Here is a 17,310-nt window from a genome sequence, read left to right as displayed (position 1 = left end):
GTTTTGTTCGCGAGTTTGGGCGCCAGATGTCGCTGAGTTTCGGCACCACCGAGATCTCAACTATTTCGATGCTCGCGAGTTTGGGCTCCACCCAAGCGAGACCCGCTCAGGCGTCGTAGGTCGGCCCATCGTTCACGCACGGTGACGGGTGGCTGGGACCGACACGCCTTGTCCGCGGCAGATGAGGATGCCGCCGAGTACCGTCCGATGGGTGACTCCCGTCTGTCCCGAGTGCGGTGCCCCGGGTGTACCGCTGCTCTTCGGTCTGCCTGTTCCAGAGGCAGCCGAGGCTGCTGCAGATGGGCGGCTGGCGCTCGGCGGCTGCCTTGCTCCCGAGCGGCCGCCGAACTGGCAGTGCCCCCAGGAACATCGCTGGAGCGACCCCGATGAGGACGCGTGGAATGAGCGGCTGCGAGAAGTGCTGTCAGCACAGGGTTATAGCTACGAGGATGAATGGCCTGATTGACCGCGTACGCGCAGGTCGGCTCGCAAGTCGGCGCCTGAAACGGCATGCACGGGCATAACCCTCCGCATGTCACGGGCTCGCCTGCCTTGCGCGCACGGACGGCGGCAAATCCGGATGTGCGCGGCGAACGATCCGGCGAGGCCACCAGTAGGATCCCGAACGTGTCCGATCTTGCTGCGCGGTTTGGCCAGCTCGCTGGCGAGTACGACTCCCGAAAGGAAGCGGCGACCGCGCTCGTCGGGCGCTGGGACTGGTACACCTGGCCGGGCCTTGATCTTCGTCCGTTGCACTTCGAACGGGACCTGCTCAAGGCCGGCCGCCGGTTGGCCGCCAGGCCGCCGGTGGATCGGGATGTTCTGCGCATCGGGTTCGACGTCGACGGCCATGCGGTGGTTATCGAGGAGTACAGCGGCTTTCTCAACGGCCGCCTGTACTACGAGACGTTCGTCAGCCACAACGGCGACGTTGTCGAGGCGGCGCACTTCGATGCGGACGGGCCCATCTACCTGCACGAGTACCGTTTCGTGGACGGGTTGATGCGCTCGGTCGACATGGTCGCGCGGGGCGGCTGGGGGCGGGAGTTGTACGAATACTCCGGTGGACGTATCAGCCGCGTCGAGATCGAGCACAACGGCCGGGCGCCTTCAGTGCTGACGGCGGAGCACGACGACCGCGGTCTCGTCCGACTCGTGGAGGTCGTAGGCCGTCGCTCCGAGGTGCGCTATGAGCGGCCGCCGCCCGGATTCGACCTCGAAGCGGTGTGCCGGACGATCGAGGACGCGTTCCTGTCGCTGATCCCAGACGCTGTGGCGCGCCTGATGCTCGACGGCCCCGCCGCCTGCGTCGCGCTGAGCTACTACCGATCGGACGCGCTGTCCTTCGAACTCCATGGGGCCACTGAAGACGAGCGCGCCGCCCTGGCGGCGATCGATACTCGGGCGGCATGGTCGCCGGCCGACTTCGAGGCCAGTACCGATGTCGACCTCGACGACGTGGAATCCGTGCGGCTGGTACGACAGGAACTCGCCCTGCTCAACGCCGGTGACCTAGATGCCAACACCGGATCCGAGGTGGGCCGGCGGCTGTTGTGCGCGGTGGCGGCGCAGCTCAATCTCCGCGACTGGTCGGACACGCTGCCTGTCGCCGAAGACTTCGTGGTCTACCCGGTCGACCTCGAGCTGGTCGACCTGGAGCGGAACCTAGCCGACTGCCTGCCGCCGGACAGGCTCTCCCAACTACGCGAGCGCGGCCTGCTGTGACTGACACGGCCAGGCCCGGCCCGGCGTCCGCACATCGGCAGTTCAGGGCATCGGACACCAGGTCGGCCGATCACCGTGCGTGACCGTTCGCCGCTGCCTGGTGCGCACCATCGGCGGCAGAAGAGCGCATGCTCCTGCGCCACTACAGGCGACCCGTCATTCGCTCTCGGCCGGCCAGAACTGAATGAGGAACTCCTCCTTGATGTCGATTTCATCCATCATTTGCCGGCAGGCTTCGCTGTTCCAGTCCGCTTCATCGAACCGAGCCAGCACGTCGAGGTAGGCCTGTTGGGCTTCGCGGCCGTTCCGGCATGCCGCGCGGACGTGGTAGCGGCCGGGCCTGCTGAGGGCAAATCCGCTGTCCTGTGGTCCGGCCGTGACCTGGTTGATCGCGATGGTTTCGTTTTGCCCTACGTACTCCATGCTTACCGCTACGACGTCGTCCCACGGCCCGAGATCGTCGTCCGGCGCCGAGCCTGGCTCACCGTCCCACTCTTCGAGCCTTAGGACCGCGTCCGAGTTGTCATATGGGGTGCGCACCCAGAGAGAGTGATGCCCGGCGTTGACCCAGCCATTTCCGAAGTCGCCGGAACCCTCCCCGATCACATCCTCCAGTCCAAACATCTTGTGGTCGAGGATCGTCGTGGTGGCGATGTCCGCCAGCCGTTCGCTCACGGGCAAATTCCCCTCGAATTGAAGGAAGCCGGTTCAAATGCGTCGGGTTTCCGTCGAATCCTAAGTGGGGCTCCCATGACGTCGCAGACGTTTGAATGAACGTCACACCCGTGCCGATACAGCCGTCAGCGCAACGCACTCAACTCGGCAGATCCGCGCATGAACGCTCGGAGCGGCTTCGTGATCGCTTGCACGCAGCGTGAGCGGGCTCCTGAGGAACCGTCGGCGCCACCCGCGCGTCAAGATCCGCAAGTGGTGCCGGTTCTCACAAACATTGCGGCGACCGGTGCCAGCAGAGTGGTGCCGAAAGTCGCGAACATCTGGCGCCCAAACTCGCGAACGAAGCCACCGGCGGTTTCAGCCCCGACGGCAGGCGCGACGAATACAGAGAAGCCCGGACCGCCCTGGCGAGGGGCGAACGGGGCTGATCAAACGTCGTGAAGAAAGCATTCCGCACCGACAAGGGTAGCTGCAATTATCTCTTGTGCAGCCTCCGTTGGGTTTGGGAACCTCGTGCCAGCACGATCTGCCGCTGGCTGCTTGAGTGTTTCTATGTTGATATCTGTCAGTGCAAATATTCTCTCAATCTTCTCCTCGGTGCACTTGCTTGCGTCGAAAACCACCCGATAAGGCTTCATCAATGCCTTTGAAATTGAGTCAAAAATCGACCACAAGGTGCCGCGTTCCGTCCGCTCGCGGTTGAGGCCTTTTGTGATAGCAGCGGCGACCTCAGCATCAAGTGTGGGGTCTCGCTCGGATAGGGGCACCGGTGTCCCTGACTCCAGCCAGCGGTATAGACCCCACAATCCGTTTCCCTCATTAGCTGGCCTCCCCGCTAAGAGATGATAGAGAGTTGCAGCCAGCTGGTACACGTCCGTCGTCGCATCCGATTTTTCTTCCCGCCACTGCTCAGGTGCCGCGTATAACGGAGTCTGGCGGGCCCTCATCGTGTGAGTGCGTGTGATCTCCTCGATCACTCGCGCCAGTCCAAAGTCGGTGACCTTAACCCGGCCTTCCGTCGAAATAAGAACGTTAAGCGGCTTGATGTCACGATGAAGAATTCCCCGCCCGTGCGCCGCATGATTCGCTTGGATTACCTCAAGCGCGATGTACAGTCCCGTGACCTGCCGAGTTCGGTCGTCCAGTCGAGGGGCATAGATAGTAATCCATTCCGCCAAGTTGCAGCCCTCGACATACTCCATCACAAGGGCCGGCCCGTCATGCAAGGGCGTGCCAACCTCTATCAGGTCTACCAAACTCACAACCTGCGGGTTTCCGAGCAAACTGCCCAGCGCCTTGGCCTCGTCACGTAGAACTTCCCGCGCTCCTGGCGTTTCCCTCAGTTCTCTTTCGCCTACGAACTTGATGGCGACATTTCGACCCAGCAGAGTATCAACAGCCAGCCAGACGTCCCCCATGCCGCCAGAACCAAGCCGTCGCAAAACCTCGTATCTGTCGTTAATCACTTCCACGGCCACACGGAGACGTTACTTGCTACTTGGCCGTCGCCCACCCCGGCCGTTTAGGTGAGACACCTGGAGGGGTGCCACCCCTCGGGCATTGAGACCCGGAGCGGGCAACGGCAGACGCGCAGCGAACGCCGCAGTATGGGCTCTAGCTAGGGTCGCCCACTGTAGAGCACCGCGAACACCAGTCCTCGCCGGACAGGCAGGCTCCCAGGATGCCGGAGGCGAGGCCGTCAGGTAGTGAGGGGTAGCGGTCGGAGTCATCCCGCCCGCCTGCCCGAGGGATGCCAGACCACTGCCTGGGCGTCAAACGGTGGGGCTATTTGACGCCCAGGCAGTGGTCCAGCATGGCGAAGCCCAGGCGACCGGGATGACTCCTCGGGCATGAGGTGGTCGAGGGCACTCCAAGCCCCTCAGGCCGTCCCCAGGCCGTCAGAGGTTCACCAACGTTGACCAACAACACCTGCTGCCACCAACGTTTACCCAGCTCAGCGCGGCGATGCTGAATGACGACCTGGGCCCCTATGCGGCCAGTTGCCAGTCGAAGTGGTATTGGTTCGTCAGCGGGGGCACGGTCGTGCTCCAGCTGAAGTCGGTCACGCCGTCGCGGGTCGCGGCGGTGGGCGGGGACGGCAGGGTGCGGTCGCCGCCCCAGGTCACCTCGCGGCCGGTCAGGCTGACCCCGAGGCGCACCGGGAAGCGCAGGTGCACCGACAGCCGCTCGGTGGGCCAGCGGATCTCGCGCTCGAACCAGTTGCCCCACTTGGCGGCGTGCACGCGGTAGGAGCAGACGAGCGTGGCCGAGTGGCCCGGGTAGATCGGCGCGGGCAGGCCGCGCGGCTCGAACCAGATATAGATCTTCTTGTACGCGTCGCGATCCTCGACCAGCTCCCACCGGGACGGCTCGCCGTCGAAGGTGGCCCGGAAGTCCAGTTCGGTGAGCGTGATCGGATTGTCCCGGTAGAACGTGCGGGACAGGTGCGGGTCGGCCGGGTGCGCGTCGGCGTCGATGCGCACCGGGAAGCGGGTCACCGGCTGGTCGCCGGCGTTGTGCACGTCGCGCAGGATGCGGATGTGGTAGTAGCCGTCCTCGGTCAGGGTCAGCTGCGAATCCTCGCGGCGAACCACCAGGCCGGCCCGCATCCGCGCGGCGGCGCGGGTGGTGCGCGGGGACGGCCCGTCCTGCGTCTGGGTCTCGGCGAGGAAGGCGTCGAAGGCCGCCGCGAGCTCGCCGTTCGTCTGCAGCACGGCGTCGGCGCGGGCGGCGAACTCGCACGTCGGCCGGTGCCGCCCGTTCTCCACGTGGCTGACGTAGGACGGGTCGAAGCCCATCATCCTGGCCAGCGTCTTCTTGTTCAGTCCTCGGCTCGTCCGGAGCCTGGCCAGGGCGTCGGCAAACGCCTTCCGGCCGGAGAGATCGTCCGTCATGGGAGTCACCTCATAGCGGGACCCCAAGTATCACCACCGCCTCCCCGACCGCGCAATGTGACGTGCTGTGCACGGTTAGTGCGGCAAGTGTCACGTATCAGCCGAGGGCGGGCACACTGACCGCCGCGTCGCCGGCCAGATCGGCGACCGCGACCAGGGCCGCCGGGCCGCCGGACATCAGCACCAGCCGGGTGGTCGGCTGCGGGGTGCCGGTGTCCTGAGCGGCCATGCTCCTGAGCTTGGCGACCTGGTCGGCGGCCACCTTGACCTGCCCGGACGAGCGGGTGGCCCGCACCTGACCGAGCGGCCCGTTCAGCACCAGGCACAGCTTCCGGTCGCCGTCCTCGGCGTAGTAGGTGTCCGCGTCACACATGCCCAGGGCCCGGCCGACGAAGCCGGGCGGCTCGGTGACCTGTTCGGACACGGCGTCGTCCACGGCGTACACGTCGACGTCGTGCTCCCCCGGGAGCCGGAGCGGATCCCGTACGAGGAGAACCGCCGCGCCCGCACCCAGCGCGACCACCACGATCAGCCCGGCCACCCACGGCCATCTACGCCTTTTCGCCATGGCGAAACCCTATGAAAGCGGCGTCGGGCGCGCATGAGTAGCGGTGCTCAGGTAGTGCTGGCACCACCACCGAAACGCCTGCTCGCCGTAGCGATTCTCGTCGATCCTGACCCTAGCGTCTTAGTCATGACGACAACGACCATGACCAGGGCAGACGCGGCCGTGACGCTGCGCGGGGTGAGCCGGGTCTACGGCCGCGGCGCCGCCGCGGTGCGGGCCGTGAACGACGTGACTGTCGAGTTTCCGCGCGGCGGATGGACGGCGGTGATGGGTCCCTCCGGCTCCGGCAAGTCCACCTTGCTGCACTGCGCCGCCGGCCTCGAACGGGTCGACTCCGGCCAGGTCCTGCTCGGCGACACCGACCTGACCGCCGCGCGCGACCGCGAGCTGACCGCGCTACGCCGCACCCGCATCGGCTTCGTCTTCCAGAGCTTCAACCTGATCGGCTCGCTGACCGCGGCCCAGAACGTCGCGCTGCCGCTGCGGCTGGCCGGGCGCCGACCGCGCGGCTCCGAGGTGCGCGAGACCCTGGCCGCCGTCGGCCTCGCCGATCGCGCCCGGCACCGCCCGCGCGAGCTCTCCGGCGGTCAGCAGCAGCGGGTCGCGATCGCCCGAGCCATGGTGACCCGGCCCGACGTGCTCTTCGCCGACGAGCCCACCGGCGCACTCGACTCCTCCGCCGCCCGTACGGTGCTGGACCTGATGCGGCAGATGGCCGACGCCGGCCAGAGCATCGTGATGGTCACCCACGACCCGGCCGCGGCCGCCCGCGCCGACGCGGTGATCTTCCTGCGCGACGGCCGCGTGGTCGACCGGCTGACCGGTGCCGGCCCCCGCGAGGTCGCCGACCGGCTCGCCGGTTGGGAGGCGGCGCGATGATCGGGATGATCCGAACCGGCCTGATCGAGCGCTGGCAGCTTTTCGCCGGCGCGTTCCTCTCGGTGACGCTCGGCGTCGCGCTGGTGCAGTCCTCGCTCCTGCTGCTGATCTCCGCGGCCACCTACCAGCCGCCGCCCGGCCTGAGCGCCGCGGAGCGGATGGAGGTCACCGACGCCACCGCGGCCGTCGTCTCCATGCTGGGCATCATCCTCGGCGTCGCGACGTTCCTGGCCGGGTTCATCATCAGCTCGACGTTCGCGTTCACCGTGGCCCAGCGCCGCCGCGACCTCGCCCTGCTGCGCCTGGTCGGCGCCGGCCGCGGCCAGGTACGCCGGCTGCTGCTCGGCGAGGCGGTGCTGCTCGGCGCCCTCGGCGCGGCGGTCGGCGTCCCGCTCGGCCTGGTCGTGATGGCCGCGCAGACCTGGCTGCTGCACCGGATGGGCTTCGTGCCCGACGACTTCCGGGGGCAGTGGCGCGAGTGGATCCTGGCGGTCTCGTTCGGCACCGGCATCGTGCTCGCCGTGGCCGGTGCGACGGTGGCCGCGCGGCGGGCCGCCCGGGTGCGCCCGCTCGAGGCGCTGCGCGAGACCGGAGACGCCGCCCGGGTGATGACCGTGACCCGCTGGCTGGCCGGCCTGCTGTTCCTCGGCGGCGCGCTCGCCCTGATCATCGTCGCCCCGCACGGCGGACCGGACGGCGGCGCGGCGATGGCGATGAACGTGCCGCTGCCCGCGGCGATCGCCGCCGCCGCGCTCAGCCCGCTGGTCGTCCCGCTGATCGGCCTCCTGCTGCCGACCGGCTCGGGCGCGGCGGGCGTCCTGGCCCGGGCGAACCTGTGGGACGCCCGCCGCCGCAGCTCCTCGGTCGCCGCCCCGCTGATCGTCCTGGTCGCGCTGGTGGTCGGCACGGCCGGGGCCGGCAAGTCGTTCACCACCTCGGGCATCGAGGAGCTGCGCCGCCAGACCCACGCGGACCTGGTGGTCGAGACCATCGGCCCGGAGGCCGCGGCCATCGCCGCCGTCCCCGGGGTCGCCACGGCCTCCACCGAGTCCTACCTGCCGGCCACCTTCACCACCGGCCACGGCGACGACGCGGAGACCGACACCGGCTCGGTCCTGGTGATCGACCCGGCCGCCTACGCCGCCGCGCACTCGGCCGGCTCGACCTTGGACCCTCTTCGGGGAAGTGCCGTCGCGGCCGGTCCGGGCGGCGACGTCCCCGCGCACGGCACCGTCCAGATCAAGCTGCCCGGCCTCGACCTGGGCGAGCTGCCGATCGTCGCGGCCGTGCCCACCACCATGTCCGGCGGTGCCGACCTGCTGCTCCCGCCCGGCGTGGCCCCCGCCGCGCTGCTGCGATCGGCACCCACCCGCTCCTTCGTGACCCTGCGCCCCGGCGCCGACCCGGCCGCCACCCGCGCCGCCCTGGCGAAGATCGGCGCGGTCTCCGCCACGGACGACTGGCTGACCGCCGACGCCAAGGACCGCACCCGGACCAGCGACAAAATCATGCTGGTCATCATGGGCCTGGGCGGCCTGTACGCCCTGATCGGCGTGGTCAACTCGGTCGTGATCGGCGCCGCCGCTCGCCGCCGTGAGTTCGCCGAGGCCCGCATCACCGGCCTCACCCGCACCCAGGTGATCCGCTCGGCCCTGCTGGAGTCGTCCGCGGTGACGGTCGCCGGCCTGCTGCTGGGCGCACTGGCGGCCGCCGGCGCCTACACGGCCGCCGTAGCCTCCACCGCGGCGGTGACCGGCCACGCCACCCTCGCCGTCCCGTGGCCCCTGGCCGGCGCGGTGTGCGCGGTGGCCCTCCTGGTTACGGGCGCCACCAGCCTGATCACCTCGTGGTCCGCCACCCGCCATGCACCGATCACGCTGCTGGCCGCCCGCGAGTGACCAGCACTAGCGGCGGCCGAGGGCGGGGCCCAGCTCGGTGGCTATATCGGTGAGGATCTGGACGTAGTCGGCGTGGTCGAAGCTGAACGGCAGGGCGAACGCCACCTCGTCGATCTCCCGGAAGGCGGCGTGGGCGTGCAGCCGGTCGGCGATCTCGGCGGCGGAGCCTACGTAGTCGATGGAGAAGAGCATGCGGGCCGGGCCCTGCGGGGACCTGGTGCGGGGCGCGCGCTTCTCGGCGTACGCGAGATATTTGGATTTTTGTTCCGGCGTCGCGGTGTCGGTGGGGATCACCACCAGGCCCTGGGAGACGCGGGCCCGGTCGCCGTCGGGGTGGTGGGCGCGGAACGTGCGGATGTGCGAGAGCTGGATCTCGGCGAAGTCGTCGCCCTCCTCGGCCTTGACCACGCTGCTGGTCAGGAAGTTCATGCCGTGCTCGCCGGACCACTGCGCCGAGCGGAGACTGGCCCCGCCGTACCACATCCGGCTCGCCAGGCCCGGCGAGTGCGGCTCGACCCGGTTCGAGAAGACCTCGAAGCCCTCCGTCCCGTGGAAGTCGGTGGCGGGCTCACCGCGTACGAAATCGAGCAGTCTGCGCACCCGGCGGTAGGTGAAGTCCTCGGCCTCGGCGGTGTTGGGGTAGAGCGCGCCCTTGACCTTGTCGTAGTGCATCGGCGGGCCGATGCTGACCCCGGGGTTGAGGCGGCCGCCGGACAGGATGTCGACGGTGGCCAGGTCCTCGGCCAGGCGCACCGGATTTTCCCAGCCGAGCGGGATCACGGCGGTGCCCAGCTCGATCGTCGAGGTGCGCTGGGAGGCCGCGGCGAGCACCGCGACCGGGGACGAGATGCCGTACTGGAGGTGGCGGTGGCGTACCCAGGCGCTGTCGAAGCCCAGGTCCTCGCCCAACTTGATGATCTCCAGGGTCGCTTCGTGTCCGGGGCGGGGGTCGTCGCCGTCGAACAGGCCGATGGTCAGGAAACCCAGCTTGCGCAGGGGACGCGACATGTGCGGGCCCTTCAGGTGATCGGGGACGCGGCCACCCACGTCCCGTCCGGGGTCAGATAACGCTCGACGAACAGGCCCGCCTCGCGCAGGGCGGTCTCGAACTGCTGGACGGTCAGCGGGCGGGAACGGAAGGTCTGGGTCCAGTGGGCGTCCGGGAAGTCGTACTCGACGTGCACCTCACGCACGCCGTCGCCGATGTCGTCGGAGGCGGTGACCCGGCTGTGGCCGTCGGCGATCGGGTTCTGCCGGGGGATCCTGGTGTGCCAGCCGGCGCCCTCCCGCTGGATGATCACGGTGCCGTCGTCCTCGACGTGCCGGCGGCAGACCCGCAGCATTCGCCCGCGGACCGCGACGTCGGGGGCGTGCACCAGGAACGAGCTGAGGAGGATGACGTCGAAGACCCGGTCGAGGGCCAGGTCCTCGATCGCGCTCTGCACGGTGTACGCGCCGGTGACGAAGCCGAGCATCGCCGCGCTCTCGTCGACGGCGGTCACCTCGTACCCGATCTCGGCCAGCGCCCTGGTCACCCGGCCGGCGCCGCAGCCCAGCTCGAGGAGGGTGCCCGGCGGCGGCGCGGCGGCGGCGATGATCTGTGGCTCGTCCCGCACCGGGAGCCGCCGGTAGAGATCGACGGCGCAACCGTCGGGGGTGAACTCGCCGGGGCCCGTTCCGGCGTAGCCGGGCCGTTGTCGTCTCTCCACAAGATCTAGCCTGGCACGGATAGTACGCTTCGAGGTGACGAGAGGCAGGTGAAATGCGGCAGGCGTACGCGCACGGCGCGACTCTCGAAGCGGTGGCCGACGAGGGGGCGCCCGGCGCCGCCATCACCACCGCCCTGTGCGGGCACTGGGAGCACGAGCCGCCCTGCCCGCTCGCCCCGCATCACACCGGCGTCGTGCGCGACGGCGACACCGTCCGGCTGCGGATCCTCTTCGCGACCGAGCCCGACCGCGTCGACGAGGTACGCCGGCGGATCGACGAAGCGCTGGCCGGCGGCGACTGGCGGCTGATCGAGTCGGGCTGCGCGCGGGTCGGCGCGAGTGAGCGAGACCATGCCCGCCGCCTGCTCAAATCCCGGTTAGCCTGACGGTCATGTCCACCATGTACACCCCCGGAGAGGTCGTCGAGAAGACCGGCTTCAGCCTCGACACGCTGCGCTACTACGAGAAGATCGGCCTGCTGGAGAGCGTCGGGCGCACCTCCGGCGGCCGCCGGCAGTACCGCGACGACGACGTCGGCTGGCTGGAGATGCTGCGCTGCCTGCGCGACACCGGCATGCCGATCGCCCGGATGTTGGAGTTCACCGAGCTCACCCGGGACGAGGCGACGATCGCCGACCGGATAGCGCTGCTCGAGGAGCACGACCGGGACGTGCAGGAGCGGATCGACACGCTGCTGCGCCAGCGCGAGCACATCCGCAACAAGATCGCGTACTACCGGAGTGAGCTTCGGCGGTAGTACGCGATCTTGTGGAGTTACGCGCCGCGGAGCGTGGCCCCGAACTTCGCGGACACCGAGGCCACCGCGGCGTCCCGGGCGGCGAGGGCCTCCTCGGAGGTCAGCGTGCGGTCCGGGGCGCGGAACGTCAGCTTGTAAGCGAGCGACCGCTTCCCCTCGCCGAGCTGGTCCGACTCGTACACGTCGAAGAGCGCCACCGACTCGAGCAGCTCCCCCGCGCCGGCGGCCAGCGCCGCCTCGACCCCGGCGGCCGGCACGGCCCGGTCGAGCACCAGCGCCACGTCGATCAGCGCGGGCGGGAACGAGGAGATCCGCGCGCCCTGGACCACCGGCGCGGCCGGGATCGCGGTGAGGTCGAGCTCCATCGCCACGGTCCGCTTCGGCAGCTCCAGCGCCGAGAGCACGGCCGGGTGCAGCTCACCCGCGTGCCCGATCACCACCCCGTCCACGGCGATCGCCGCGCACCGGCCCGGATGCCACGGCGCGAGCTCGGTCGCCGCCACCGTGACCCGGTCGGCCGCCATGCCCGCGGCGGCCAGCGCGATCCGGGCCGCCTCGACGGCGTCCGCCCAGGTCGCCGGGCGGCCCGGACCCCACCAGCCGGAGGGCTCGATCTCGCCGGTCGCCACCGTGGCCAGGTGCCACGGCTGGTTCGGGACGAACGCGTTGGCCGCCTGCCAGTCGGCGTCGCTGGGCCGCCGGTCGACGCCCATCGCCGGCGGCGGGGTGGTCGAGCCGCTCGGCAGGAACACCGAGCCGATCTCGTACAGCGCCAGGTCGCGCAGGCCCCGGCCGAGGTTGCGCTTGAGCGTGCCGAGCAGCGGCCCCAGCAGCGACGTACGCAGCAGCGGCTCCTCCTCGGACAGTGGGTTGGTCAGCCGGACCGCGCTGCGCCGTGGGTCGTCCTCGGGGTAGCCGAGCGCGTCGGCCAGCCCCGGCGCCACGAACGGGTAGGACAGGACCTCGACGTACCCGTTCTCGGCCATCGCCCGCCCGACCGTGCGCCGCCGCAGCTGGGCGGCGCTGAACCCGGTGCCGCCGCGGGCCGGCGGCAGCAGGCTCGGGATGTCGTTGTACCCGCCGAGCCGGGCGACCTCCTCGACCAGGTCGATCGGGGCGACCAGGTCGGGGCGCCAGGCCGGCGGGGTGACCTCGAGCGGCTGAACCCCGGCGACCGTGCAGCCGACCTGGGTGAGCAGCTCGACGACCCGCTCGGCCGGGTAGGGCACGCCGATCCGCTGGGCCGGGAGCGCCGGGTCGAGCAGGATCACGCCGGGCTTGCGGACGTGGTCGAGGTCGAGCACCCGCTCGTCGACGACGCCGCCCGCGTGCGCGGTGAGGATCTGCACCGCCCGCTCCAGAGCGGGCAGGGTCAGGGTCGGGTCGACGCACCGCTCCCAGCGCTTCGCGGCCTCGCTGAACAGCTTGTGCCGGCGCGCGGTGCGGCCGACCATGATCGGGTCCCAGTGCGCGGCCTCGAGCAGCACGTCCACCGTCTCCGGCTGCCACTCGCTGGTCTCGCCGCCCATCACCGCGGCGAGCGAGATCGGTCCGGTGTCGTCGCAGATCACCATGTCCTCGGCGTCGAGCACCCGGGCCACGCCGTCCAGCGTGGTCAGCTTCTCGCCGGGGCGGGCCCGCCGCACCACCAGCGGGCCGTTGAGCCGGCCGAGGTCGAAGACGTGCATCGGCTGGCCGAGCTCGAGCATCAGGTAGTTGGTGATGTCGACCGGCAGCGAGATGGCCCGGATGCCGGCCTGCAGCAGGCGGCGCTGCATCCACTCCGGCGACGACGCGTTCGGGTCGATGCCGCGGACCACCCGGGCCGAGAAGCGGTCACAGCCGATCGTGTCCTCGACCTTGATCTCGTACGGCGCGGAAGCCGTCGCGCCGGGGGCGGGGATGTGCGCGGGATCGGTGTACGCGGCCTCGAACGGGTAGGACAGCTCGCGGGCCAGACCCCGCAGGCTCATCTGGTAGCCCCGGTCCGGGGTGATCTCCACCTCGACCAGCACGTCGTCCAGCCCCACCAGCGGCCGGGCGTCCTCGCCGGGGGTGCCCGAGCCGGCGGGCAGCACGATGATGCCGGAGTGGTCGCCGGAGAGCCCCAGCTCGGCGGCCGAGCAGATCATGCCGTTCGAGTTGCGGCCGTACGTCTTGCGGGCACCGATCTTGAAGCCGCCCGGCAGCTCGCCGCCCGGCAGGATGACCGCGACGAGGTCGCCCTCGGCGAAGTTCCGCGCACCGCAGACGATCTCCTGTGGTACGTCCTTGCCGACGTCCACGGTGCAGAACCGGATCGGCTTCTTGAAGCCGGTCAGCTCCTCGATGGTCAGCACCCGGCCGACCACCAGGTCGCCCTTCACCGTGGCGGCCTGGTCGACGATCGACTCGACCTCCATGCCCAGCTCGGTGAGCGCGTTGTCCAGCTGCGCGGCGGTGAGGTCCGCGGGCAGCTCCACGTAGTCCCGGAGCCACGAGAGTGACGTCTTCATCGGGCTCAGACCTCCATGCCGAAGTTCGCGGTGAAACGCACGTCGCCCTCGACGAGGTCGCGCATGTCGCCGACGCCGTTGCGGAACATCAGGGTGCGGTCGACGCCCATGCCGAACGCGAAGCCCGAGTACCGGTCGGGGTCGATGCCGCAGGCGACCAGCACCTTCGGGTTGACCATGCCGCAGCCGCCCCACTCGACCCAGCGCGGCCCGTCCCGGTGCTCGGCGAACCACACGTCGAACTCGGCGCTCGGCTCGGTGAACGGGAAGTAGTGCGGGCGCCAGCGGGTCCGCGCCTGCGGCCCGAACATCGCCTTCGCGAAGTGGTCGAGCGTGCCGCGCAGGTGGGCCATCGTGATGCCCTCGTCCACGACCAGCCCCTCGATCTGGTGGAAAACCGGGCTGTGCGTGGCGTCCAGCTCGTCGGAGCGGTAGGTGCGGCCCGGGCAGACGACGTAGATCGGGGGCTGCCGGGTGAGCATGGTGCGCACCTGACCGGGCGAGGTGTGCGTGCGCATCACGAGGCCGGGCAGGTCGACGTAGAAGGTGTCCATCGAGCCGCGGACCGGGTTGTCCGGTCCGATGTTGAGCGCGTCGAAGTTCGCCCACTCGAGCTCCAGTTCGGGGCCCTCGACCACGTCGTAGCCCATGCCCGCGAACAGGTCGCCCATGTGCTCCATCAGCGTGGTGATCGGGTGCCGGGCGCCGCGCGGCCGGCGGTCCCACGGAAGGGTGACGTCGACGCGCTCCTCGACCAGCACGCGCGCCGCCCGCTCGACCTCGAGCGCGGCGAAGCGCGCGTCGAACGCGGCCTGCACGGCCTGACGGGCCTCGTTCACCCGCTTGCCGGCGTCGGACTTCGCGGCCGGCGGCAGCGAGCCGATCTCCCGCCGGGCGAGCGAGATCGGGGACCGGTCGCCCAGGTGGGCCGGCTTCAGCGCGCCCAGAGCGTCGAGGTCTGTTGCCGTCGAGAACGCGGCGACCGCGTTCTCGACAGCCTCGGAAAGGGCCTCGGGCGACAGCAGCGACGCCTGCTTGGGATCGTACGGATCATTACGGTAGGACATGGTCTCCCTCACACCGGCAAATGCCGTTTGGCAGTCTACGGAGAGGCGGCTGAGCCGCGGCCCGCCGGTCAGGGAGTCAACGCGCAGATGTCAGATCCGGCGCCCGCGACCAGCGGGCCGGCTAAACAGCATCATCGGGTCCGACACGCCCGCCAGAATACTCGTTGATCGCGACCACGATGCCTCCGGCCCGCGCGATCGGGTCGTCCATCGCGGTCAGCGCCGCGCCCGCGGCCGCCAGGGGCACGATCTCCCGGACCAGCCGGCGCGGGTCGAGCCGTCCGCTCGCCACCAGGTCGATCATCGGCGGGTAGTCGGCGGCCGCCATCCCGTGCGATCCGACCACCGTGAGCTCGCGGGCGACGACCAGGTCCCACGGCAGCGGCGCGTGCGCATCCTGGCCGAGCATCAGCCCGACCTGGACGTGCCGGCCGCCGCGGCGCAGGCTGCGCACCGAGGCAAGCGCGGTCTCGGCCGAGCCGTAGGCGTCGATCGCGATGTCCACGTCGACCGGATCCTGCACGACGGCCCCGAGATCGACGGCGGCGGCCCGGGCGGCCGGCGAGGGGTCGACGGCGATCACCCGGGCGCCCATGGCCACCGCGATCATCACCACCGAGAGTCCGACGCCGCCGCAGCCGAAGACGGCGACCGTTTCCCACGGACCGCCGCGCAGGGCCCGGAACGCGGTGGCAAACCGGCAGCCGAGCGCCGCCGCGCCGACGAAATCGATCTCGTCGGGCAGGTGCACCAGGTTGGTGTCGGCCGCGCGCACGACCACCCGCTCGGCGAACGAGCCGTGCTGGGTGAATCCTGGCTGCGTCTGGTCGGGGCAGACCTGCGCGTTGCCCGACCGGCAGTAGTCACACGCCCCGCACCCGTTGACGAACGGCGCGGTGACCCGGTCACCGACCGCGAAGCGTGCCGAGTCGGATTCGACCACCACGCCGGCGAACTCGTGGCCGGGCACGTGCGGCAGCGGCACCGGGTCGTGGCCGCGCCAGGCGTGCCAGTCCGAACGGCACACCCCGGTGGCGCGCACCTCGACGACCGCGCCCCCGTCCGGACAATCCGGGTTTTTTATCTCTTTCAAGGAAATTGGGCCGCCGATGGCGTCGTAGACCAGAGCCCTCATCGCTGCGCCCGCGCCGACGCGTAGAGGCAGATCGCGGCGGCCGCGGCCAGGTTGAGGCTCTCCGCCCCGCCGTAGATCGGCACCCGCACCCGCCGGTCGGCCGCGTCGAGCACGTCCCGGGGCAACCCGTGCGCCTCCGACCCGAAGATCCACGCGGTCGGCCCGGCCAGCGCGCCGTCGTCCAGCAGCGAGTCCAGGTCGTCCGCGCCGTATCCGCTGGTCGCCAGCGTCTGCAGGCCGGCGGCTCGCAGGTCGTCGACGACGGCCAGCCCGGTCCGCACCACGTCGACGTGGAAGAGCGATCCGGCGGAGGCCCGAACGCACTTGCCGTTGTACGGGTCCACGGCGTCGCCCGCGAAGATCACGGCGCTCGCCCCGGCCGCGTCGGCCGTCCGCAGCACCGTGCCGGCGTTCCCGGGATCCCGGATCTCGGCGACCACCGCCACCAGGCGTGGCTGTTTGGCGAGGGCCTCCCGGAGCGTGACGTCCAACTGCTCACAGACCGCGACCAGGCCCTGCGGCTGCACCGTCTCGGTGAGCGCGGTCAGCGCCTCCTCGTCGACCGGGGACACCTGCGGCGCCTGCAACGCGAGATCGCCGTGCCGGGTCAGCGCGGCGTCGGTGCCGAACAACTCCAGCACCACCCCGGCGGCCAGCGCCTCGCGTACCGCCTGCGGGCCTTCGGCCAGGAATCGGCCGGTCTGGTCGCGATCCTTGCGGCGCTGCAGACGCCGGGCCGCGACAATGCGGGGCGTACGCGTCGTGAAAGTCAACAGTCCGGCCTCTCCAACGAGTCAGGCGCCCCCCGAGCAACTCGGGAGGCGCCTGTCAGGTGACGCGTGGATCAGGCAGCCTGAGCGGCCGCGCCGCCGGTGCCCTCGGCCGCGACGGCAGCCTTCGCGATCTCGACGATCCCGGCGAACGCCGCCGGGTCGTTGACGGCCAGATCGGCCAGGATCTTGCGGTCCACCTCGATCTCGGCGAGCTTGAGGCCCTGGATGAGGCGGTTGTAGGTCAGGCCGTTGGCCCGGGCGCCCGCGTTGATCCGCGTGATCCACAGCTGGCGGAAGTCGCCCTTGCGGTCACGGCGGTCGCGGTACGAGTACTGCATCGAGTGCAGCACCTGCTCCTTGGCCTTGCGGTACAGCCGGGAACGCTGCCCGCGGTAGCCGCTCGCGGTCTCGAGCAGGGTGCGACGCTTCTTCTGGGCGTTGACAGAACGCTTGACGCGTGCCATTTCGGTACTCCTAACAGGGGAACGTGTGTGGCGCGCGCGTCAGCGGCCCAGCAGCTTCTTGACTCGCTTGGTGTCGGCCTTCGACACGACGACCGTGCCGGTCATCCGGCGGGTGACGTGCGACGACTTGCCCTCGAGCCGGTGGCGCTTGCCCACCTGCTCGGTGACCAGCTTGCCCTTGCCGGTGACCTTGACCCGCTTGCCGGTCCCGGTGTGGGGCTTGAACTTCGGCACTTGAAGCCTCTTTCTGATCTTTCCGATCGGCCGGGTG

Annotated in this window: 17 protein-coding genes; 5 read left to right on the top strand and 12 right to left on the bottom strand. The window is 70.2% G+C overall.

The features are described from left to right. Positions 1 to 627: 627 nt before the first annotated feature. Positions 628 to 1,725 carry a hypothetical protein gene (locus ODJ79_RS35205; RefSeq protein ID WP_263027975.1) on the top strand — a complete coding sequence of 366 codons (1,098 nt, stop codon included), beginning with the start codon at positions 628 to 630 and terminating at the stop codon, positions 1,723 to 1,725. 156 nt (positions 1,726 to 1,881) lie between these two features. On the opposite strand, the gene ODJ79_RS35200 is transcribed toward ODJ79_RS35205, so the two are convergent. The 4 genes from ODJ79_RS35200 to ODJ79_RS35185 form a co-directional block, all read right to left on the bottom strand. After that, entirely contained in the window at positions 1,882 to 2,400 is a 519-nt protein-coding gene (locus tag ODJ79_RS35200; protein WP_263027974.1) for a hypothetical protein, read from the bottom strand. A 428-nt stretch (positions 2,401 to 2,828) separates the two neighbouring features. Next, positions 2,829 to 3,878, bottom strand: coding sequence for a serine/threonine-protein kinase (locus tag ODJ79_RS35195; protein ID WP_263027973.1), 1,050 nt, complete (start codon positions 3,876 to 3,878; stop codon positions 2,829 to 2,831). Between the two features lie 510 nt (positions 3,879 to 4,388). Next, entirely contained in the window at positions 4,389 to 5,294 is a 906-nt protein-coding gene (locus ODJ79_RS35190) for a multiprotein-bridging factor 1 family protein (RefSeq protein ID WP_263027972.1), read from the bottom strand. A 97-nt stretch (positions 5,295 to 5,391) separates the two neighbouring features. Continuing rightward, the gene (locus ODJ79_RS35185) at positions 5,392 to 5,862 is read right to left on the bottom strand and encodes a hypothetical protein (RefSeq protein WP_263027971.1); all 471 of its coding nucleotides are present in this window, start codon (positions 5,860 to 5,862) and stop codon (positions 5,392 to 5,394) included. A gap of 126 nt (positions 5,863 to 5,988) precedes the next feature. On the opposite strand from ODJ79_RS35185, the gene ODJ79_RS35180 reads away from it, so the two are divergent. Next, on the top strand, positions 5,989 to 6,741 hold the full coding sequence (locus ODJ79_RS35180) for an ABC transporter ATP-binding protein (protein WP_411267402.1): 753 nt from the start codon (positions 5,989 to 5,991) through the stop codon (positions 6,739 to 6,741). Further along, a complete protein-coding gene (locus ODJ79_RS35175) occupies positions 6,738 to 8,639 on the top strand; it encodes an FtsX-like permease family protein (protein WP_263027970.1) in 1,902 nt (633 codons plus the stop codon). Before ODJ79_RS35180 ends, ODJ79_RS35175 begins: the two co-directional genes overlap by 4 nt. A 6-nt stretch (positions 8,640 to 8,645) precedes the next feature. Here the strand turns inward: ODJ79_RS35175 and ODJ79_RS35170 are convergent, their stop codons facing one another. Together ODJ79_RS35170 and ODJ79_RS35165 are read right to left on the bottom strand one after the other, a co-directional pair. Then, a complete protein-coding gene (locus tag ODJ79_RS35170) occupies positions 8,646 to 9,647 on the bottom strand; it encodes an LLM class flavin-dependent oxidoreductase (protein WP_263027969.1) in 1,002 nt (333 codons plus the stop codon). A gap of 11 nt (positions 9,648 to 9,658) precedes the next feature. Then, a complete protein-coding gene (locus ODJ79_RS35165; RefSeq protein WP_263027968.1) occupies positions 9,659 to 10,348 on the bottom strand; it encodes a class I SAM-dependent methyltransferase in 690 nt (229 codons plus the stop codon). A gap of 53 nt (positions 10,349 to 10,401) precedes the next feature. Here ODJ79_RS35165 and ODJ79_RS35160 point away from each other — a divergent pair, with 53 nt between their 5' ends. After that, the gene (locus tag ODJ79_RS35160; RefSeq protein WP_263027967.1) at positions 10,402 to 10,734 is read left to right on the top strand and encodes a hypothetical protein; all 333 of its coding nucleotides are present in this window, start codon (positions 10,402 to 10,404) and stop codon (positions 10,732 to 10,734) included. A 5-nt stretch (positions 10,735 to 10,739) separates the two neighbouring features. After that, a complete protein-coding gene (locus tag ODJ79_RS35155; protein ID WP_411267401.1) occupies positions 10,740 to 11,105 on the top strand; it encodes a MerR family transcriptional regulator in 366 nt (121 codons plus the stop codon). A gap of 17 nt (positions 11,106 to 11,122) precedes the next feature. On the opposite strand, the gene pheT is transcribed toward ODJ79_RS35155, so the two are convergent. From pheT to rpmI, 6 genes are all read right to left on the bottom strand, one after another. Next, the gene (gene pheT / locus ODJ79_RS35150; RefSeq protein ID WP_263027966.1) at positions 11,123 to 13,600 is read right to left on the bottom strand and encodes a phenylalanine--tRNA ligase subunit beta; all 2,478 of its coding nucleotides are present in this window, start codon (positions 13,598 to 13,600) and stop codon (positions 11,123 to 11,125) included. A gap of 5 nt (positions 13,601 to 13,605) precedes the next feature. Beyond that, positions 13,606 to 14,667 (bottom strand): phenylalanine--tRNA ligase subunit alpha, encoded by a 1,062-nt coding sequence (pheS, locus tag ODJ79_RS35145; RefSeq protein WP_263027965.1) that lies wholly within the window; start codon positions 14,665 to 14,667, stop codon positions 13,606 to 13,608. Between the two features lie 121 nt (positions 14,668 to 14,788). Then, the gene (locus ODJ79_RS35140) at positions 14,789 to 15,802 is read right to left on the bottom strand and encodes an alcohol dehydrogenase catalytic domain-containing protein (RefSeq protein ID WP_263027964.1); all 1,014 of its coding nucleotides are present in this window, start codon (positions 15,800 to 15,802) and stop codon (positions 14,789 to 14,791) included. Further along, positions 15,799 to 16,575: a TrmH family RNA methyltransferase gene (locus tag ODJ79_RS35135; RefSeq protein WP_263027963.1), complete on the bottom strand. Its 777-nt coding sequence runs from the start codon at positions 16,573 to 16,575 to the stop codon at positions 15,799 to 15,801. The genes ODJ79_RS35140 and ODJ79_RS35135 overlap by 4 nt, the downstream gene beginning before the upstream one ends. Positions 16,576 to 16,646: 71 nt before the next feature. Continuing rightward, positions 16,647 to 17,039 (bottom strand): 50S ribosomal protein L20, encoded by a 393-nt coding sequence (gene rplT, locus ODJ79_RS35130; RefSeq protein WP_263027962.1) that lies wholly within the window; start codon positions 17,037 to 17,039, stop codon positions 16,647 to 16,649. Between the two features lie 39 nt (positions 17,040 to 17,078). Next, entirely contained in the window at positions 17,079 to 17,273 is a 195-nt protein-coding gene (gene rpmI, locus ODJ79_RS35125) for a 50S ribosomal protein L35 (protein WP_263027961.1), read from the bottom strand. Between the last annotated feature and the right edge of the window lie 37 nt (positions 17,274 to 17,310).

Origin of the sequence: Actinoplanes sp. KI2, assembly GCF_025630775.1 — a bacterium.
GTDB lineage: Bacteria > Actinomycetota > Actinomycetes > Mycobacteriales > Micromonosporaceae > Actinoplanes.
Note: the sequence above shows the minus strand (reverse complement) of the source record. Positions and strands in the feature narration are given on the sequence as shown.